Raw genomic sequence first — 19,593 nt, 5'->3', positions numbered from 1 at the left:
TTTCTTAAGTTCAATAATTCGCACTAACTTTGAACCACTCCAAAGTTCATTGTTGGCTTTTTGAGAATCTTTGTTGCGTAACTCATCCCACTGTTTCGCATCAGCAGATAAGCGATTGCCGAGAATGATTATCTCTTCATTCTCTCGAATTAAATCCTGTAAAACTTTCCAAGATCGCAGTAATGCCTCATGTGCTACTTCAACCGTCGCTTTTCCGTCTTCTCTTTTAGTTACCAAAAGGCGATTGTCAATCAATGCAGATAAAACTTTTTGTGTCTCATTTTTATCAAAACTTGTGATATCAGCCCTTTTGCTAACAGGTTCTTTGCGTTCTAATCCGATTAATTTGATAAAAATCTTCTCTGCGGCTTTTCTTTCGTCTTTATTAAATTGATTGTATATTTTATCAGCTTGTTGTTGAAGTGCGCCCGTGACTCCGCCCAAATCTTGATAAGTTTGTTTATTTAAAACTCAGTCTTCTTTATTATCTTTTTTCCACAATTTATTTAAAGTATATTGTAAAAGTGGTAAAGAACCAGCCTGTTGATGAAAATCAGCAAGAATTTGCTCAATTAATCCCTGTTCAAATGTTACTCCATTTCTGGCAGCAGGTTCAGCGATCGCCAATCTTAAGTCACTATCCTCCATATCAGTGAGCATTTTGCCATAGGAATCATGTATTTTTCCTAATTTTAGATAAGGACTTAATTTATCAAGAAAATCAGCCCGCATAGTCAGAATAATTTTGACTGAATTATCACCATTATCAATCAATTTAATCAGGCTATTTATAAAAATATCTCTTTCTTGTTTCGGTGTGATCGTAAACAATTCCTCAAATTGATCTATAAAAATCAGCCATTGAGAATCTTGTTTAAGAGATTGAACAACTTTAATCAGAGTATCTTCTTGAACAGTTTGAGCTAGTTCTGCTGCTGATCTTTTATAATTTTGACTCAGAAGACCAGCATAAAAAGATTCAAAGGGATTATCATCAGGAACAAAAGTTAAATTTATTAATTTTTCATAACCAGATTGATCTTCCAAGGCAGGAATTAAACCGGCTCGAATCAAGGATGATTTACCGCTTCCTGATGCCCCTAAAAGTAAGAGAACATTCTTTTGTTTGAGGTGATTTGTTAATTCATTAATCCAAATATCTCGACCAAAAAATTTACTCCTATCTTTCGTTTCAAATTTACTTAGTCCCAAATAGGGAGAACGTTCAATCAGCTTTTGGGCATGAATATCAGTATCAGATGATGTTTGAGAAATATAAATATTGACAGTTCCTGTATTTGTTCCAGCAACGCCCAAAACATCACCTTCAGCATTTATACTGGAAGGATTTTCCGTCATTTTAATGTTAATTAAATTTGATTAAACTCAGTTATAAATAACTTATTTACCCTTATTTACTCCACCAATATTAACTGTTCCCTGATTTGTCCCAGCCACACCAAATACATCACCTTGAACTGTGACAGTTGTGTTATATTTGCCATCTTGAAATCCTTGAGGATCTTCTTTTTTCATTACTTCTTCGGCTGCTTTAATAATTTCTGCATCCTTATCAACTCCTAAATTAGTTAACTCTTCTTTAAGCAATGCTTTAAAAGCTTCTGAATCTAGCTTTTTCTCATGCTTATCTACCATATTGCTATCATCTTCTTTACCCTGTTCAACAAACTTCGCCTTAATCAAATCTTTCAACCCTTTATAAGCATCTTTAACAGCTTGTCCTGCGGTATCCTTAGCAGCAGCAGTAGCACCAGCGATTAAAGCAGCAATAATTATCTCCATAGTCAATCCTCAACAATTTATAACCGGGAAAATACGTATCTTTGAGATTTAGATTATCACAGAATGTACATTTTGGTAAATCTCTCAGTAATCTCTCTCATTATTACGGTACAAAAGGCTTGGTCATATTTAAGCACAAGCTATCCCAATGCCATACATTGCATCAGATGCAATCACATCCTGTAAATCCTTAAATCCTGGATATTATCTCGACTTGTCTTCGACACACTTCGTGAACGCTCGATAACCGCCTGATTCTGACAGAAATTCACATCATTTCTTCACACAACGGGTATCTTTTCCACCTTGTTTACATGACTCAAAAATGATTTTCTTATCCACAATTTCCTGTTTTATTTTCATCACTTTCTCTTGAATTTCCGGCTTCACCACTCCAAACTTACCCAAATATAAAATCTCTGGTTTTTCCAAACCAATCGTATATATTTCTCCTTTTAATTCTTTTTTCTGGGCTAACTCTGCTAAATAAGCGATCGCTAAATCTAACCGTTTAACCGCACTGGTTAAAATTGCTTTCGGGGCAATATCTAACTGATCCTTTGTATTTCCAAAAGCATAAACTCCTTTATCACTTGCTGTTTGTAAAACTGTGGCTGAAGAATTATCTAACCATTGAAAAATTACATCATTACCAGCAGAAATTAAAGCCAGAGTTGCTTCTTTAGCCTTAACAACATCATTCCAATCACCAATAAAAGTAGGAGTAATTTGAATTTTTGGATTTACAGATTTTGCCCCTAAATCAAATCCGCGTAATTCTTGCTGTGTTGCTTCAAATTCCTGCCCAGCAATGTAAGCTAATTTATTAGATTTAGTGACAGAAGCACCAATGATTCCACATAAATAACTAGCTTGTAAATGATCTATTCGCAAAGCGGCTATATTATCACCTTTAATAGAACCATTCACGGCAACAAAAAAAGTATTAGGAAATTGGGAAGCAACTTGTTCTATTGCGGCATCAAATTGTCCGCCATGTGCAAATACTACATTGTAGCCTTTACGAGCAAAATCTGTTAATGCTTCAGTTTGATCTGCTTGTGCTACATTTTCTACATAAGCAATTTCTGCACCCAGCTTTTGTTTAGCGAGGTTAACACCTTCATAACCGGATTGATTCCAAGCTTTATCTGTGATGACTCCAGGGAGGACAATGGCTATTTTTAATTTTTCACCACTATTAGCTGTTGTGGGTGTAGATGTAGGATTTGCATTAGGGTTATTAGTACAGGCTTTTAGTAGTAAACTAGTACCTAATGTAGCTGAACTATATATAATAAATTTCCGCCGATTTAAGTTAATCACTGATTTGATGTCCCTGTAAAATTATCTTTTGAATACACGATAAAATATTTTAACATTAGCTATGTAATACCACGTTAATATGAAGATGTATAGAATAAGATATTAAGAATAATTGAACGCAGATAAACGCAGATAAACGCGGATGAATTAATGAATATAAAAAATAAGTGCCATGTCCAAACGTCTCTTAGTGGTTGAATCACCGGGAAAAGTCAAAAAGCTGAGTCAAATTCTCGGTGCAGATTGGATTGTTCGCGCTAGTTGTGGACATATCCGCGAACTCAGCAATGAGGGTGATGATTCACTGGGATTTACAATGGATGGTAATAGTGTTCGCTGCAATTATGTTCCCCGTGACCAACGGGCAAAGGAAACGATTCAGCAATTAAAAGCGGCGGTTAGACAGGTTGATGAGGTCGTTTTAGCAACAGACCCAGACAGGGAAGGAGAAACCATTGCTTGGCATCTTAAAGAAACGTTAGGATTAAGAGAACCAAAGCGAGTAGTATACACAGAGATTACAGCATCTGCGGTCAAAAATGCGATCGCACATCCCAGAAAACTTGACTCCAATTTAATCGGTGCAGGATTATGTCGAGATTGCCTTGACAAGCTGGTAGGATACAAAGGCAGTCCCCTAGTTTGGGCATTAAATAACGGTGCAAAAAGCGTAGGTAGAGTCCAAAGCGCCACATTACACCTGATTTGTCAGCGCGAAAGAGAAATTCAAGTCTTTGTCCCCCAAGATTACTGGAGTGTTTGGGTAGATTATCAAGAAGGATTCCGGGCTTTTTACAAAGGTACAGCCAATACTCCCACAGAAACACCAGAAGCAGAAACGGAAACTCATGATGATGCAGCTAGTAATAGCACAGAAAAACCCGAATCTAAGCGCGTTCTCTCAGAAGCAGAAGCCACAAGATTGGTTGAGGAAGCAAAACGTTATCCGCATCAAATTATTCAAGTGGAAGGGAAACTTGTTAATCGTCAACCACCTCCACCATTTATCACCTCAACCCTCCAACAAGCAGCCGGTTCCAAGTTGAAATTTGCCCCTGAGAAAACCATGCAGGTGGCACAAAAGCTATATGAGGTAGGGTTAATTACATATATGCGAACCGATTCAGTGATGCTGAGTCCTGAATTTTGTGCCAGTGCGCGTCAATGGTTAGAACAAAATGACCCGCAGAATGTCCCCCAGCAAGTAGCGAAGCATCGCAGTAGTAAAACAGCACAGGAAGCACATGAAGCCATTCGTCCTACAGATGTTTTTCGTCCTTCGGTGCAGTTACGGGCAGAATTACCTGAAGATGAGTTTAACCTGTATGTGATGATTTGGAAAAGAGCGATCGCTTCCCAATGTCGTCCCGCACAAGTTAGAAAAACTCTAATCATTACTCAATCAGGAAATCTCCTCTGGCAAGCTAGAGGGCAGGTTGTAGAATTTTACGGTTATGCCAAGTATTGGCCTAATCTTGGTAAAGATGCCGTTTTACCTCTTTTACAACAGGGACAAACACTAACTTTAGAAAATGCCGGACATGAAAAGAAACAGACCCAACCACCACCAAGATACAGCGAACCAAAACTGGTACAATTGATGGAACGCAAAGGTATTGGTCGTCCTAGTACATTTTCCCCTACAATTGCTACTTTAAAGAAACGCAATTATGTGGAATTGAAAAAAGACAATCTTCAACCTACAGCTTTAGGTTTAGAAGTTGATGATTTTTTACAAAAGGCTTTACCAGATTTATTAGAAGCGGAATTCACCGCCAAAATGGAAGATGCACTAGACGCAATTTCTGAAGGGAAAAACTCTTGGCAACATTACCTAACTAGTTGGAATCAAAATTATTTTGTACCAGCACTTTCCAAAGCTAAAACTGTAGTTGTCAATTCATCATCTCCAGCTAAAAGTAATAATTTAGTTGAGCGCAAATATGAAACTTCTAGAACTCGTTGTCCTGATTGTAAGAACTTTTTAGCTAAAATTCCCAGCAGTAAAGTTAAGAAAAAATACTTTCTTAAATGTGTGAGTGGCTGTGAAAATATTGTTCTATTTTGGAGCGATTTTAACAAAACTTGGGAAGCACCCAAAACTAAAACATCTCCAGATGAAAATACTCCCAAACCTTCCGCAAAACTTACTTCATATCCCTGTCCAGTATGTAAAAAACCTTTGGAGGAATACAGCTATATTAAAGATGGACAAAATAAAACTATGTTGCGGTGTTCTGGTCAAGATTCATGGAAGGATAAGAAACATAAAGATGTGGCTTATTTCCATACCGCAAAAGGATGGTGGAGTCCTAAATTTGGGAATTTAAATTTAATTGGTTAAAACATCAATTCGGGTTTGTTGAAAAAGTTTTTTCGTTAGGGCTAGGAGTCAGGAGTCAGGAGTCAGGAGTCAGGAGGAAGAATTAGAAGAAGATAAGAATCATCTTGAACCTGGAAAAGTGATAGGTAAATGAACAGTTTCAACGCTTATTCCTTGCACCTGATTCACCTGTTTTAACCTTCAAAGTCTTGATATCTCTAAGTTTTAGATTTATTAAGCAAGCCCAATTATTTTTTATTTCCTCCTAAAAACAAAACCCACCCACACATAAAAGTGTGAAGTGGATTTGTTAATTATTGAAAGTGGAGCTTATGGGAATTGAACCCATGTCCAAATTGGGTATTAACCCCCCGCTCGTTCACAGGTTTAGCCTTTCTGACCCTCAAGGCGGGAATCGTTCATTATCCCGAACGTAGGATGCTCTGATTTAATCTTAGTCAGCAAGCCAACCAGAGAACGCTTACTGAAGCATCCGTTGGGGTTAGGTCTTTAATCCTTAACGGAGTCAAATTAAAGACGCTCGAACCTAAAAGAGGTTTCTTAGGCAGCTACTAGAGCTTCCCGACGAGCAAATTTTACGATATTGTTCGCATTTACTTTTTTTTCGAGTCTTTGATTTCCGAGAGGTGACTCGCTCTCGACCTGAATCACAGAGCAGCTTTCGCCAACCTGTCGAAACCGTTAAAGCCCCGTGTCTTTCATATTTCTATTATAGTACGCATTTTTGCCATTTGACAAATAAAAGGTATAGCTATTTTATTTTGGGAATAAATTAAAGTTAGAGATAGATAGTTTACAGGTATAGTAATACGCCATGACTAGCCAAATTCTGATGCAACCGCAAGAAATTGTCCATTTATCAGGGATTAGTTGGCATACTTATGAGAGTTTGCTAAATGAACTCAGTACCACTAGCCGTTTTCGCTTAACTTATTATCGGGGTAATTTAGAAATAATGGCTCCTTCCCCTGAACATGAACGTTATAAAAAAATTGTTGGTCGCTTTGTAGAAGCTTTAGCGGAGGAATTAGAATTAGATATTGATCCTCTAGGTTCTACTACTTTCAAACGTCCAGAAATATCTGGTGGAGAACCTGATGAATGTTTCTATATCAAAAATATCAAGTTCATTCAAGGTAAAACTAGAATTAATTTAGAACAAGATCCACCACCTGATTTAGTTGTGGAGATTGATATTACTAGCAGTTCAAAAGATCGTTTTGCGGTCTATGCAGAAATGGGTGTGCCAGAAATTTGGCGATATGATGGTAATGTATTTACTATTAATATTTTAGAAGATGGTAAATATATAGTTGTTGATGAAAGTTTAGCTTTTCCTAATTTACCTTTAACAGAAATTTCCAATTTCTTGAAAAATTCTGGTAGTAAAAAATATTTGGAATTAGTTAGAGAATTTAGAGATTGGGTGAGAAGTCAAATTCAAGAATAATCGGAAATTTGAATTTGGACTAAATAATGATTGAGAATATTGTGAGTAGCTGACTGTAGCAAGTTAGGTAATTAAACTTTTATTTTGTTAAATTTCACTAAGTATAATGTCTTTCTCTTATTGAGTTAGTTGTTTATATTTTATAATATCTTGGTTTACAACATCATTTTAAATTAATATGTCTACCGAATCAGCAGATAATTTACTATTACTTCAGCAACTTGAAGAACGTTGTCAACGAGCAAATCTTGACATAGAGCGACTTAATCAAGAAAATATTAATCATGGATTTTGTCTGAAGCTAAATGCTGGGAATGATTATATTAATATTTACATTACACATAACGAAGCAAAATTAATACCAAGAGATGATATTTTTTTTGAGACCATTAAAAAAATTAGTGGTATGAGTGATTTTCATACTTATTATTCCATCGAAGATAAGTATATTGAAGCAATGATTGACTGTGAAGATAGGCCGCAAGGACATGATTCAATTTATAAAAATTTAATTAAACCTAGAATCAACAATGAAGAAGAAAATTCAAGGACAGTTATTAACATTAATGATGATAATTACTCAAGCATTAAATTATCTGTTGGTTTATCTACGCCAACATTTTCAGTTTTAGCAACACTTAAAGACCCCATTTCTCAACCTCAAATTAAGCAATATTCTACTATCCGTATAGAACAAGTAACAATTTCATCCCATGAACAGGCTTTAGAAATTTTGAAAAAAGTTGCGACTGTACTTATTTTGGAATTAAATTATAAAACGGGACTCTCAATTTATTTGTCAGATCAAGGATCATATTCTAAATCACTGAGTGATTTAAAAGCGGAAAGGAACAGAGATTTAATTAAGAATAAAATTCCATTTAAGCCTACAGTAGATATTAAAAAAATGTACGAGTACGAAGAAAAGCCCCTATCTTTGTACATTTATGCTCTTTCAGAAGAAGAAATGCCTGTATCACAATATTTACATTATTACCAAGTAATTGAATGTTATTTTCCTAAATTTTTCAATAAGGAAGCATTAAGAATTATGAAAGAAACAATTAAAGATCCATCATTTTACGAATCTGAAGAAACATTAGATAGTAACATAAATAATTTATTTGATAAAATAATAGGCATAATACGTAGTCAAACTGAAGAAGACCTGTTGAAATTAACTATTAAACATTGTGTGAATAGGGAAGAACTAAGATCATTCTTTCAAGAAAAAAAAGATAGACAAAAGTTCTTTGAAAACTATAACAAATGGAATGATATCACAATTAAAGAAAGTCCTCTTAGTACAGGAGGCGATATTAGAAATAAAACAGCAATTCGCATTTATGATATACGGTGTCAAGTAGTTCATACAAAAAATGACCCAACTGATCAAAGAAAATTTATTCTACCATTGTCAGAGGAAGCTCAAAAACTAGGATACGACATTGAATTAGTTAAATTTATAGCTAGAAAAGTTCTGGAATATTTTAGTAAACCTTTAGAAATTTAGAATGATACAATTCACCATTTCAGGTTTAAAATGTTGGTAAATATCCATAAACTTACAGTTTGCCGCCATAAGTAACCATAATATGTTACATTTGTAGTGAGAGTATGGTTGTAATATGAAATCCCTCCAAGACTATATCAATGTTATTCGTCCTGATGACAATGGTACTTTCGTTGCCTATATTCCCGCTATTCCTAGCTGTCATGCTTTGGGACAAACCCAACACGAAGCCCTGAAAAAACTACAAGACGTATTTGAGATGATTCTAGAAGAGTACGAAGAAGAAGGAAAACCTTTTCCTGAAGACGTTAAACTTGGTATCTTCCGTGAAAACTAACACACTGAGAAATCATCTTCTCAGCAACTATCAAACCATTATTTATAACAAACTGCCAAATATATTAAGTGTTTGGCAGTATTATTTTTTGTGTTATTCTGGCTACAAAGCCTAGACAACTCCATAACCTTCCTCAAGAAAGTCTTTCTCCCGTGCTATCTGTGTAGTCCACTATTAGGGCAAATATATGCCAGTAAAAACACGAGAACTGGAAAGACTAGCATCTGATCTTGGCTTTGAAAGAAAACGCCAAAAAGGTGATCATGTGCGCTGGAAGCATCCAGATGGACGAGCAACCACAATACCAGTTTATCCTGAGATTGGGGGTTGGCTTCTGTACGAAATCCTAGCCCAGCTAGGTGCTACTAAGGAAGACTTGAACCGACATCACAAAAAAGTCTGTTCAACATTCAGCCAGTTAGTGAAGTAAGGTAAGGTAAAAAAATGGTTGCTAGTTTACAAAAACTTGATTATGGTTGGTGTTTAAAACTGAGAAGTTTAAAATATCTCAATAGCTCTTAAAAAAATAAATAACTGAGTATGTCTAGGCTGACCTAGCACTGGGTACATTTCTTGCGGTAGGTCAAAAACAATAAAACCCAATTCGATAATTACGGATTGGGTTTTTCAGTCCAATATGAAGTTAAATAGTAAATTTTGATAGTTGAAAATAATTATGAGACTATATACAATTGATACTGTACAAAAAGATAACTATTATAAAGTTAATTTTCAACCTCAAGCGGGAATTACTCTTGAATTTTTTAAAAATGTACCTTGCCTGGGTTTTTCTGGTGGTTCTGCTATTAGTTAATGCTGATTTCATTTATATTAGAATAATAGCCTAGTAGTAGAGGTGAAACTATGACCATTGAACAAGCAGTTTTAGAAAATCTGCGAGAATTACCAACCGATAAACAACAAGAAGTTTTAGATTTTATTCAATTTCTCAAACATAAATTACCACCAAAAAACCCACGTCCTAGTTTTTACGGGTTATGGAGTGACTTGGATATAAATATTACAGAACAAGATATTACAGAAATTCGCCAAGAAATGTGGGCTAAATTTCCCAAGGATATTGAATTGTGAGAGCTATTGTATTAGATACTCATGCTATTATTTGGTATTTTCTAAAATCTCCAAAACTATCAAATGCGGCATTAACAGCAATTGATCAAGCAGATTCAGTTTATATACCTTCTATTTCGATTATTGAAATTATTTACTTACAGGAAAAAGGCAAAATACCAGAGACAGCATTACAAAGATTTATTGAAATTTTAGCAAATAGTAATACTGGATGGTCTGTAATTTCTCTAAATTTAGAAGTTGCTCAAACAATTACACAAATCCCCAGGAATATTGTTCCAGAAATGGCAGATCGGATTATTACCGCTACGGCGTTTTATTTGAATTTACCTTTGGTAACTTGTGATTCCAAAATTAACTTGTTTAATATCCAAATAATTTGGTAATTCATTTAGTTAAAAATAAGGTATTTATCATGATCATGATTGAGGAGGTTTGACAATGACATTACAAGAAATAATTAAATCTCTGGATGATTTATCTATAGAAAATAAAACTTTTCTACTTAACTTACTGAAATCTCAATTATCCCAAAACAAGGAAAAGGAAGAGATAAAAAGTTTTAATCCTGACGGTGAAAATTTCCGGGAAATGACCTTGCGCTTTCGGGAACGTATGGAAAGGGAGGGTATTGAATTTACAGATGAAGATTTTGCCAATCTTAGAGATCGCAGTCCAGGAAAGGAGATAGAAATGTGAGTTTTCGGATTCTACCGTACTTGTTATACTAAATCTCCAGTCTGAAAGAGGGAACAGGGTAAAGAGGCAATATTTTGTAATAATGTGCAAAATTATGGTTTATTTCTGATGTATAGTCAGCTTTCCGAAATTTTTTTTGTTTGATTTTGCATATTAGGTACTGAAGAACCAAAAATTGAAGATAGAATATTAGTAAATAAACACGGTAAATAAATAAAAAGTTGCTATATTTTTATCAATAGCCAGAATATTTGCCATATCAATATATGAGGAATAAAACATTATGTCTCAATCCGATTTAATTAATAAACCTGAATTAAATAACACTGTTGCAGAAAATTATCTCACAGAAATTTTACGAGAAATTCAAGCAACACCTAAAGAATACTGGCCGAATTTACTACAAATGATGCGAGTATTTCGGGAAAGTGTTACTTTTAAACCTGAACTTTCAAACCCTTCTCCATCAGAAATAGATGCACAACAGGAAAAACTTTTAAATCAACAACATCAAGCACTCAAACAATTAACCAAAGAGTGGTTAGAAGAAGGAGAACAAGAAGAACAAACAGAAACTTGGGAATATTTAAGCCAAGAAAATAATGAAAATCCTGTTTAAGATTAATCTGAATTTATATGAATAAATTGATTTTACTCGATACAAATATTTTAGGAATGGTAACAAATCCTAAAACTTCTAATTCTACTTGTCAGGAGTGTAAAGAATGGTTAGATGAATTACCCTTAAAAGGGTATCAAGTCATTTTACCTGAAATTGCTGATTATGAAGTAAGACGACAACTACTGAGAGCCGGAAAAACAAAAGGAATTAAACGTTTAGATCAACTCAAACAGGCGATTACTTACTTATCTATTACTACTGCTACCATGCTTTTAGCAGCACAATTTTGGGCAGAAGTTAGAAACACGGGAAAACCAACTGCTGATCCAAAATCCCTTGATGGTGATGTCATTTTAGCAGCACAAGCAAAAATAGAAGAATTAAATGGAAATCAAGTTATTGTAGCTACTACTAATGTTAAACATTTATCCTTATTTGTAGATGCTCGTGAATGGCAAATGATAATTTAGATTAAATATCAAAGTTTTAAGTAATTTTTTATGCAGTATTTATATATTCAAAAATTTAGTAATTGATGATTGGCTATAGTTGATTTTACAACTACCCATTACCAATCACCAATCACCATATTAAGTTAGTGCTTCTGCACCACCGACAACTTCCAGAAGTTCCTGGGTAATTGCGGCTTGACGGGCTTTGTTGTAAGAGAGAGTTAGGGTACTAATCAATTCCCCTGCGTTCTCGCTGGCGTTACTCATCGCTGTCATCCGTGCTGCTAGTTCACTAGCTGCGGATTCTTGTAATGCTCTTAATAGCTGATTGCTCAGATACAAGGGTAACAAAGAATCGAGAATTTGTACTGGGTCTTGCTCGAAAATCATGTCACGGGGTAAAGCCTTAACTTGACTAACGACTTTTTCCCGTTCGACTTGGAACTGACCACCACGGGTAGTTAAGCGGAAGACTTCATCATCTGCTGCTTCTAAACCTTGGGTATCTAAAGGTAACAAGGTTTGGACTACAGGACGAGAACTAACCAAAGAAACGAATTTGGTATAAACTAATTCGATTCTGTCTACTTTTTCGGAAAGAAACAGAGAAAGTAATTCGTCAGCAATATTAGTTGCTTCCGCTGCGGTGGGGATTTGTTCTAAGCCGCTGTAGGTCGCATCAATTTTATAGTTGCGACGTTGGAAGTATTGGGTAGCTTTGCGTCCAACAATTACAAGGGTGGTATCTACACCTTCTGCTTGCAGTTCTTTGACACGATTTTCTGCACGACGGATTACGTTACCATTGTAACCACCACACAGACCACGGTCGCCGGAAACTACTAATAAACCGACTGATTTAACTGCCCGTTTTCTGAGTAGTGGTAAGTTGACATCTTCAAACCGCAACCGGGTTTGTAAGCCATACAATACTTGTGCCAAGCGGTCAGCAAAGGGACGGGTAGCAATTACCTGTTCTTGGGCGCGACGTACCCGCGCTGCTGCTACCAGCCGCATGGCTTCTGTGATTTTTTTGGTGTTTTTGACCGACTGAATGCGATCGCGTATTGCTTTGAGATTAGCCATAATATTCTACAAGAATTCAGAATTGAGAACTCAGGATTCAGAAGGCAGGAATAGTCTTATCTTCTGACTCCTGACTCCTGACTCCTTGATTACGCTGCTGCTTGGAAGGTCTTTTTGAACTCAGAGATAGCGGTTTTCAATGCTGCTTCTTCTGGATCACCAAGGACTTTGCTACCTTGTACTGCTTGGTAATAAGCTGTATTACCAGTCTTCAAGTAATCGCGTAGACCTTTAGCAAAGCTGGTGACTTTATTTACAGCAATGTCATCCAAATAACCGTTAATACCAGCGTAAAGAACTGCTACTTGTTCAGCTACGGATAGGGGGTCGTTTTGGGGCTGTTTGAGGAGTTCCCGTAAGCGGACACCACGTGCTAACTGGTCTTGGGTGGCTTTATCTAAGTCAGAAGCAAATTGTGCGAAAGCTTGAAGGTCATCAAACTGTGCCAATTCCAGTTTAATCTTACCAGCAACTTTTTTCATTGCCTTGGTTTGTGCCGCAGAACCTACACGGGATACGGAGATACCGGGGTTTACAGCGGGACGGATACCAGAGTTAAACAAGTCGGAAGACAAGAAAATCTGACCGTCTGTGATGGAAATTACGTTGGTAGGAATGTATGCAGATACGTCACCAGCTTGGGTTTCGATGATAGGTAGGGCAGTCATGCTACCTTTACCTAGTTCGTCGCTGAGTTTAGCAGCACGTTCCAACAAGCGGGAGTGAATGTAGAATACATCTCCAGGATACGCTTCCCGTCCGGGTGGACGACGTAGTAGCAAGGACATTTGGCGATAAGCCTGTGCTTGCTTGGAAAGGTCATCGTAAATTACTAAGGTCGCTTTGCCTTTATACATGAAGTATTCAGCAATTGTTGCGCCTGTGTAAGGTGCGAGGAATTGTAAGGTTGCTGGGTCACTGGCGTTAGCTGCTACAACTACGGTGTAGTCCATTGCGCCTTTTTCTTGTAAGGTTTGGACTACGTTAGCAACTGTGGAAGCTTTTTGACCGATCGCTACGTAAACGCAAACTACATCTTCACCTTTTTGGTTGATGATGGTGTCAATTGCGATCGCAGTTTTACCTGTTTGACGGTCGCCAATGATTAATTCCCGTTGACCACGGCCGACGGGAATCATGGAATCAATTGCGGTGATACCTGTTTGCATCGGTTCGTGTACAGACCGACGGGCAATAATACCAGGTGCTGGGGATTCAATTAATCGAGTTTCGGTAGTCTTAGGATCACCTTTACCATCAATAGGACGACCCAAAGCATCAACAACACGACCAATGAGGACTTCGCCTACACCTACTTGGGCAATTCTACCAGTAGCAGTTACGGAGCTACCTTCTTGAATGTCCCGACCTTCTCCCATCAGTACCGCACCGACGTTATCTTCTTCTAAGTTTTGGGCGATACCAATTGTGCCATCTTCAAATTCTAGGAGTTCCCCAGCCATAGCCTTTTCTAGACCATAGATCCGGGCAATACCGTCACCTACTTGTAGCACAGTACCAACGTTAGCAACTTTCACCTCTTGGTCGTATTGCTCGATTTGCTGTTGGATAATGTTGCTGATTTCGTCAGGTCTAATGGAAATGCTCATGTGACTATCTGTAATTTTCTGTCGAGACGGAAGAAGTTAATGATGATTGGTAATTGGTGATTGGTGATTGAGTAATCGGTAAAAATTTTACCCAGTCCCCAGTCTCCAATTCCTAGTTACTGGTTAAGCGCAAGGAAAGACGACGGAGTTGACCGCGCAAACTAGCGTCTATCACTTGAGAACCAACTTTGATGATGACACCACCAATTAAATCGGAGTCTATCTTGGTAGAGATTTCTACTTCCCGTGCTTTGGTGATAGCAACAACCTTTGTTTTCACTGCTTCCAGTTGTGCTTCTGTCAAAGCAACAGCAGATGTAACTTCAGCTAAGACGGTTTGATTTAGTTGCCGTAACAAAGCTAAATACTGATCTAGAATTGCTTCTAAGAAGGCTATGCGTCGTCTATCGACCAAAAACAGTAAGAAATTACGTAGATAAGGACTTGCTCCTTCCCCTACGATTTGTTTGAGCAGATTCTTCTTGTTGTCAGACTCGATAAAAGGATTATCCAAAAAGTTTTGGAGTTCTTGAGAGCCTGAGAGCAAGTTAATCAATGTTCTCGCATCTGTCCCAAACTCTTCTGTCAGATTGTGTGATTGGGCGATGGATAATAAAGCCTGTGCGTAAGGTTGAGCTACTTCGGCTGTGGCTGCATTACTTTTCATGGTCAAGCTCCCAGTTGCGCGATGCTGCGCTCAATTAAAATTTGTTGAGCATCCTCGGCAATGCCTGTTTGCAGTTGTGCTTCTGCCTTTTTGAGTGCCATAGCTACCACTTGTTGACGGAGTTGGGCGATCGCTCGCTCTGTTTCCGCATTCAAATCAGCCGCCGCAGTTTCTTTCAAACGTTCTACATCCAGAGTCGCCCGTGCTAGAATTGCCTCTCTAGCAGCTTGAGCCTTTTCTTCAGCTACTTGGGTGATTCTTTGTGCTTCTGCCTGAGCCTGTGTCAACTGCTCCTGTACTTGTGCCAAAGCAGTTTGTGCTTCCTTCAAGCGGCTTTCTGCATCTTGAATAACGCTTTCAATATTTGAGCGTCGCTCATTCAAGATGTTAGTTAAAACTTTACGTCCAAAGTAGAATAGTATGCCAATCAGAAGCACTAAGTTAATGAGATTGGTTTCTAGGATGTCTAGGTTTAGACCGAAACCACCTTCTGCCATTTCAGAATGTTCTGTGGCAAGTAATAAAAAGTTGCCCATGTTACCCATCTACAAGTGCGCTGCTCGCTAATTCGTTGATTTTTCCCTACAGGGAAAAAAGTGCCTTTTTGGACACTTAATTTCAGCACGCTGGGACTAATGCCCTTATGTGTTTATGCTTTGATAGCACCAATTTGGCGAGATAGTATTACCTATTTCACCAATGCTGGCCCTAATAGTTTTTCTAGAATCTGGCTGCTGAGGGCATCAACTTGCTGCTCTAAGGTAGCCATAGCTGCTTGCTTTTGCTGCTCTATTTCTTTAGCAGCTTGTTCTCGTTGAGCTTGTGCTTCTTGTTGAGCTTGGGCTATTTTCTGTGCCGTAATTTTCTTAGCTTCAGCCTGAGCAGTTTCCATTGTCAGTTGCGACTGTCTACGGGCTGATGCTAGTTGTTGCTCATACTCTTGGGTTAAGCGTTCAGCTTTTGCCAAGCGTTCACGAGCATCAAGGTTATTGGTACGGACATAATTATCCCGATCATCCAATACCTTGGTCATAGGCTTGTAGAAAATTACATTCAACAAAGCTGCCAGCAACAGGAACTGCAATGCCATTAATGGCAAGGTAGCATCGAAATCAAACATTTCTCTCCTCTGGGGCTGGGATAGTAATTTTCAAAGGCTAGTAACATCATCCAGCCACTCCAAAAAATGCTCACAATTGCTCACATTTTTTCCTGCTTAACTCTGGCAGTATCAACACTATCCAGTCCACAGGTAGCAGTGATTTTTCTAGCCGCTGGCTGTAAATTCTCAAAAAATTGTCAGTTGTAGAGGCGTGATTATGTCTAGCAAATTCTAGCTAAACATCTCTCACGTCTCTACACTAACAAAACTTTTTAGGTCTTAGGCGAAGGGGTTAGCAAACAACAATACTAGCGCGATGACCAGACCGTAAATTGTCAGGGATTCCATGAACGCTAAGGTTAAAAGTAGTGTGCCGCGAATTTTTCCTTCTGCTTCTGGCTGACGGGCAATACCTTCTACTGCTTGACCTGCTGCATTACCTTGACCAATACCAGGTCCAATTGCAGCTAAACCGATAGCGAGAGCAGCAGCTAGAACTGAAGCAGCTTGTACTAATGGATCCATGACGATTTTCCTTGCTTTAACTACAAAAATTACAAATGTACGTGACAACTAGATGTGTGTTTTTTACACTACACTAGGTTTTTAAATCGCCTAAGCGATATCTGGAGCAAGTTTGCTCGTCTGATAGTGCAACGTGGCGTAAGCCATACTGTGCGATCAACTGAGGGCGTTAATGCTCCTCATGTCCTTCTTCGCCGTGTCCCTCTAGTGCCTCATGAATATAAGCCCCTGCTAGGGTAGCAAATACTAGGGCTTGAATGGCGCTAGTAAATAAACCCAAAGCCATAACAGGCAAAGGCACAAAGAGAGGCACGAGCAAAACCAGCACCGCTACTACCAATTCATCCGCTAATATATTTCCAAATAAACGGAAGCTTAGGGAGAGGGGCTTGGTGAAATCTTCGAGAATTGCGATTGGCAATAGTATGGGCGTTGGCTCTATATATTTCTTAAAGTAGCCTAAACCTTTTTTGCTAAACCCAGCGTAAAAATACGCTAAAGAAGTTAGCAATGCCAATGCCACGGTTGTATTGATGTCGTTGGTGGGGGCTGCTAATTCACCGGCTGGCAGTTTGATCAACTTCCAGGGTATGAGCGCACCTGACCAATTTGATACGAAGATAAACAAGAATAGCGTACCAATAAATGGTACCCAGGGACGATACTCTTTCTCTCCGAGTTGGTTTTTCGCTAGATCCCGAATAAATTCTAGGGCATATTCCATGAAATTTTGGATGCCGCTGGGAATTTTCTGGACGTTTCTAGTGGCTGCTAGTGAAGCTATTACTAGGATACCAATCACAAACCATGAGGTGAGAAAAACTTGCCCATGTATTTTGAGACTGCCCAGTTGCCACAGGAAGTGTTGACCTACTTCCAATTCGGCGAGGGGAAAAGCGTTAAAGGCGTTTAAGACACTAAGCATGGGCGTTCTTCAAGATTCTTCCCCAAAAATCGAGGATTGGAGGATTGTCTGGAGTGAGCCTGAGTTTTAAGTTTCAGGAATGAATACAGTTTGCACCATATAGATGAGGAGGGTAACTTTGTAGGTAAGAAATCCCAAGAATATAGGCAGAATATGTAGCTGATGCCATTGACTTGCCAATATAATCGGTATAATTATCAGAGCAAAACGATTTTTGCTCAGACTTTGTTTTTCGCCACCAAGTCTCTCAACATCTTTAGCCAGCATTTTTAAGTAAACCACACCTGTACACGCCCCAATAAAATAATTGAGGGCAATGTTTAAGGAATAAAAAATCCACACAGAGATAAAAATAATCCCCGTCAACACAAGTGTGATTACTAACAACTTCTGATAGAGTTGATAGAACTCTTGCATAGATGTATCTTCTGGTTCTGTATCTTCAAAACCAGGTTGGGCATCTTGTTGTGTTGTCTGATTGGGCGCAATTGATTCGTCTGACAAGCTCACAGGACTTGAAACCAGTACAGCTAAATATGGTGACTGCACATTCAGTCAGCTGAATCATATCACGATCCGGTAACAATACTTTAGGAAAAAACAATTAACTTATTTTTTGAGGAGTTAGGAGGCAGGAGGCAGGAGGCAGAAGGCAGGAGTTCAGGAGTTCAGGAGTATGGCTTACGCCACGCTGCGCTATCAGGAGTTCGGGAGGAAGAATTGATTTTTTTTCTATATTTTGACTTTTGACTTGTCTTACGCCCTCTTGCTGGGTGTTAGTAAGAGTAGTTGTTGTTTGAGGAGGTGTCTTACTCCGTTTAAGTCTAGCTCGACTTGGGCTAGAATGTTAGCCACTATGGCAAAACCATTACATTTTTTCAGAAACTCAAATTCGACTGTTGATAAGATAAGGGCGAAAAGTTGTTCACCCTTACATCTTCTAGCGATCGCTAGACATTGTCGTTGCCACTGCCGGCGTTCAAAATATCATTGCCGTCATCGTCGCTGAGAAAATCGTTGCTATCCAGAGTACCCATGAAATTTCCCAACAGTTAGTTAGGAATGAGCGATCGCACAGTTAAGAAACATTTAGAAAATATTTACGATAAATTTGGTGTCCAAAGCCGCCTTGGTGCGGTCATGTACGCATTACAGAAATTGGGTGTTGTCAATCAATTTCATTATGAAATCCCTGAGAAGAAAATTACACCAACATCATATAGTGGAACTATTTGGTGTGGAAAAGCATACGGAACTCTTGCCCCAATCTTCATAATCATTGTGAATTCTAGGTAAAAATAAGGTTTTGGCAGTTATTTTCACAGAAAATCTAGTACCGTAATTGTACGTATTAGGTAGTAAGTAGAATTAACTGAAGTTTAACAAGATTTCTCACTCCATCTAACCCAAACTGCACTTTGGTGAAAATCTCTGCTACGGTAGATTTACCATCACAGTTTTGCATAAACTCAAGTTCGATATTTCTATGAAAGCATCACATCCAGATATTATCGTGACTAGCCCGGATGGAGAATATTTGATGATTGTTGAAGTAAAACTCAATGATGATACTATCCATCATAAAAATATTATTAATCAACTTAAATGCTACATGATTGAATTTGGTTGCTCCGTTGGCTTGCTTGTGGTAGGGGAGCGTGTTATTGTCCTACGGGATTCTTTTGATGATTCTCAGGGTTCATCAATTCGCGTAGTTGGTGAAGCAAAGTTTCCAAATTACTTGTTACCACCAGCAGATGGGCAATGGAAGGGAAACCCTTACCTTGAGTTTGAATCACAAGTTCAGCGATGGTTAGAGAAATTGAAACTTCAAACTAATGTAGACAGTTTACCAGATGATTTGAAAAATTTGTTTGGCGGACGGATAGTAAATCTTCTGCGAATTGGTGAAATTAGGGCTGGTGGACTAAGGTGGAGTAAAGTTGCAAAATGAAGCCTCAAGCGGTTTTTGTCGAAACAAACTGGGTGGTAGATATTAAAACCTATTCTTAATGATCTCTACAATGCTTCTCGAATCTG

The 19,593-nt window shown here is 38.1% G+C and carries 23 protein-coding genes, 1 other RNA gene and 1 pseudogene; 13 read left to right on the top strand and 12 right to left on the bottom strand.

Features of this window, described 5'->3' with window-relative positions:
• Nucleotides 1-78: 78 nt before the first annotated feature.
• The 3 genes and pseudogenes from ACLLO5_RS05080 to ACLLO5_RS05070 form a co-directional block, all read right to left on the bottom strand.
• Nucleotides 79-1,359: pseudogene (locus tag ACLLO5_RS05080) on the bottom strand (hypothetical protein); the annotation flags it as partial.
• A 42-nt stretch (nucleotides 1,360-1,401) separates the two neighbouring features.
• The gene (locus ACLLO5_RS05075) at nucleotides 1,402-1,803 is read right to left on the bottom strand and encodes a hypothetical protein (protein ID WP_413174396.1); all 402 of its coding nucleotides are present in this window, start codon (nucleotides 1,801-1,803) and stop codon (nucleotides 1,402-1,404) included.
• Nucleotides 1,804-2,076: 273 nt separating this feature from the next.
• A complete protein-coding gene (locus ACLLO5_RS05070; RefSeq protein ID WP_413174395.1) occupies nucleotides 2,077-3,129 on the bottom strand; it encodes a BMP family protein in 1,053 nt (350 codons plus the stop codon).
• A 172-nt stretch (nucleotides 3,130-3,301) separates the two neighbouring features.
• Between ACLLO5_RS05070 and topA the strand changes: the two genes are divergently transcribed.
• Nucleotides 3,302-5,473 carry a type I DNA topoisomerase gene (gene topA / locus ACLLO5_RS05065; protein WP_413174393.1) on the top strand — a complete coding sequence of 724 codons (2,172 nt, stop codon included), beginning with the start codon at nucleotides 3,302-3,304 and terminating at the stop codon, nucleotides 5,471-5,473.
• Nucleotides 5,474-5,773: 300 nt separating this feature from the next.
• Here topA and ssrA read toward each other — a convergent pair.
• Nucleotides 5,774-6,164, bottom strand: a transfer-messenger RNA (tmRNA) gene (ssrA, locus tag ACLLO5_RS05060).
• A gap of 123 nt (nucleotides 6,165-6,287) precedes the next feature.
• Here ssrA and ACLLO5_RS05055 point away from each other — a divergent pair.
• From ACLLO5_RS05055 to ACLLO5_RS05010, 10 genes are all read left to right on the top strand, one after another.
• Entirely contained in the window at nucleotides 6,288-6,923 is a 636-nt protein-coding gene (locus ACLLO5_RS05055) for a Uma2 family endonuclease (protein ID WP_413174392.1), read from the top strand.
• Between the two features lie 178 nt (nucleotides 6,924-7,101).
• Complete coding sequence (locus ACLLO5_RS05050) at nucleotides 7,102-8,436, top strand: hypothetical protein (protein ID WP_413174391.1); 1,335 nt, start codon at nucleotides 7,102-7,104, stop codon at nucleotides 8,434-8,436.
• 115 nt (nucleotides 8,437-8,551) lie between these two features.
• Nucleotides 8,552-8,773: a type II toxin-antitoxin system HicB family antitoxin gene (locus ACLLO5_RS05045; protein ID WP_413174390.1), complete on the top strand. Its 222-nt coding sequence runs from the start codon at nucleotides 8,552-8,554 to the stop codon at nucleotides 8,771-8,773.
• A 187-nt stretch (nucleotides 8,774-8,960) separates the two neighbouring features.
• Nucleotides 8,961-9,203 carry a type II toxin-antitoxin system HicA family toxin gene (locus ACLLO5_RS05040; protein WP_413174389.1) on the top strand — a complete coding sequence of 81 codons (243 nt, stop codon included), beginning with the start codon at nucleotides 8,961-8,963 and terminating at the stop codon, nucleotides 9,201-9,203.
• Nucleotides 9,204-9,449: 246 nt separating this feature from the next.
• Nucleotides 9,450-9,587, top strand: a complete 138-nt coding sequence (locus ACLLO5_RS05035; RefSeq protein ID WP_413174388.1) for a hypothetical protein — start codon at nucleotides 9,450-9,452, stop codon at nucleotides 9,585-9,587.
• A 50-nt stretch (nucleotides 9,588-9,637) separates the two neighbouring features.
• Nucleotides 9,638-9,865 carry a DUF2281 domain-containing protein gene (locus ACLLO5_RS05030; protein WP_413174387.1) on the top strand — a complete coding sequence of 76 codons (228 nt, stop codon included), beginning with the start codon at nucleotides 9,638-9,640 and terminating at the stop codon, nucleotides 9,863-9,865.
• A complete protein-coding gene (locus ACLLO5_RS05025; RefSeq protein WP_413174386.1) occupies nucleotides 9,862-10,251 on the top strand; it encodes a type II toxin-antitoxin system VapC family toxin in 390 nt (129 codons plus the stop codon). Before ACLLO5_RS05030 ends, ACLLO5_RS05025 begins: the two co-directional genes overlap by 4 nt.
• Nucleotides 10,252-10,306: 55 nt before the next feature.
• Entirely contained in the window at nucleotides 10,307-10,564 is a 258-nt protein-coding gene (locus ACLLO5_RS05020; protein WP_413174385.1) for a hypothetical protein, read from the top strand.
• Between the two features lie 283 nt (nucleotides 10,565-10,847).
• The gene (locus tag ACLLO5_RS05015; protein ID WP_413174384.1) at nucleotides 10,848-11,183 is read left to right on the top strand and encodes a hypothetical protein; all 336 of its coding nucleotides are present in this window, start codon (nucleotides 10,848-10,850) and stop codon (nucleotides 11,181-11,183) included.
• 17 nt (nucleotides 11,184-11,200) lie between these two features.
• Nucleotides 11,201-11,656: a type II toxin-antitoxin system VapC family toxin gene (locus ACLLO5_RS05010; protein ID WP_413174383.1), complete on the top strand. Its 456-nt coding sequence runs from the start codon at nucleotides 11,201-11,203 to the stop codon at nucleotides 11,654-11,656.
• A gap of 120 nt (nucleotides 11,657-11,776) precedes the next feature.
• Here ACLLO5_RS05010 and ACLLO5_RS05005 read toward each other — a convergent pair whose 3' ends face one another.
• The 8 genes from ACLLO5_RS05005 to ACLLO5_RS04970 all read right to left on the bottom strand — a co-directional run bounded on the left by ACLLO5_RS05005 (nucleotide 11,777) and on the right by ACLLO5_RS04970 (nucleotide 18,063).
• Nucleotides 11,777-12,724: a F0F1 ATP synthase subunit gamma gene (locus ACLLO5_RS05005; RefSeq protein WP_413174382.1), complete on the bottom strand. Its 948-nt coding sequence runs from the start codon at nucleotides 12,722-12,724 to the stop codon at nucleotides 11,777-11,779.
• An 89-nt stretch (nucleotides 12,725-12,813) separates the two neighbouring features.
• On the bottom strand, nucleotides 12,814-14,334 hold the full coding sequence (gene atpA / locus ACLLO5_RS05000; protein ID WP_413174381.1) for a F0F1 ATP synthase subunit alpha: 1,521 nt from the start codon (nucleotides 14,332-14,334) through the stop codon (nucleotides 12,814-12,816).
• Nucleotides 14,335-14,446: 112 nt separating this feature from the next.
• Nucleotides 14,447-15,001 (bottom strand): ATP synthase F1 subunit delta, encoded by a 555-nt coding sequence (gene atpH, locus ACLLO5_RS04995; protein ID WP_413174380.1) that lies wholly within the window; start codon nucleotides 14,999-15,001, stop codon nucleotides 14,447-14,449.
• Nucleotides 15,002-15,003: 2 nt separating this feature from the next.
• The gene (locus ACLLO5_RS04990; RefSeq protein WP_413174379.1) at nucleotides 15,004-15,546 is read right to left on the bottom strand and encodes a F0F1 ATP synthase subunit B; all 543 of its coding nucleotides are present in this window, start codon (nucleotides 15,544-15,546) and stop codon (nucleotides 15,004-15,006) included.
• 143 nt (nucleotides 15,547-15,689) lie between these two features.
• Complete coding sequence (locus ACLLO5_RS04985; RefSeq protein WP_413174378.1) at nucleotides 15,690-16,121, bottom strand: F0F1 ATP synthase subunit B'; 432 nt, start codon at nucleotides 16,119-16,121, stop codon at nucleotides 15,690-15,692.
• Between the two features lie 261 nt (nucleotides 16,122-16,382).
• The gene (gene atpE, locus ACLLO5_RS04980; RefSeq protein ID WP_013192016.1) at nucleotides 16,383-16,628 is read right to left on the bottom strand and encodes an ATP synthase F0 subunit C; all 246 of its coding nucleotides are present in this window, start codon (nucleotides 16,626-16,628) and stop codon (nucleotides 16,383-16,385) included.
• A 169-nt stretch (nucleotides 16,629-16,797) separates the two neighbouring features.
• Complete coding sequence (gene atpB / locus ACLLO5_RS04975) at nucleotides 16,798-17,553, bottom strand: F0F1 ATP synthase subunit A (protein WP_413174377.1); 756 nt, start codon at nucleotides 17,551-17,553, stop codon at nucleotides 16,798-16,800.
• A 66-nt stretch (nucleotides 17,554-17,619) separates the two neighbouring features.
• On the bottom strand, nucleotides 17,620-18,063 hold the full coding sequence (locus ACLLO5_RS04970) for an ATP synthase subunit I (RefSeq protein WP_413174376.1): 444 nt from the start codon (nucleotides 18,061-18,063) through the stop codon (nucleotides 17,620-17,622).
• Nucleotides 18,064-18,615: 552 nt separating this feature from the next.
• Here ACLLO5_RS04970 and ACLLO5_RS04965 point away from each other — a divergent pair.
• Nucleotides 18,616-18,849 carry a LuxR C-terminal-related transcriptional regulator gene (locus tag ACLLO5_RS04965; protein ID WP_413174375.1) on the top strand — a complete coding sequence of 78 codons (234 nt, stop codon included), beginning with the start codon at nucleotides 18,616-18,618 and terminating at the stop codon, nucleotides 18,847-18,849.
• A gap of 190 nt (nucleotides 18,850-19,039) precedes the next feature.
• The gene (locus ACLLO5_RS04960; protein ID WP_413174374.1) at nucleotides 19,040-19,507 is read left to right on the top strand and encodes a hypothetical protein; all 468 of its coding nucleotides are present in this window, start codon (nucleotides 19,040-19,042) and stop codon (nucleotides 19,505-19,507) included.
• The last annotated feature ends 86 nt before the right edge of the window (nucleotides 19,508-19,593 follow it).

Source organism: Anabaena azotica SJ-1 (assembly GCF_047275885.1).
GTDB lineage: Bacteria > Cyanobacteriota > Cyanobacteriia > Cyanobacteriales > Nostocaceae > Trichormus_B > Trichormus_B azotica_A.
This window is presented reverse-complemented; position numbering and strand designations above follow the sequence as displayed.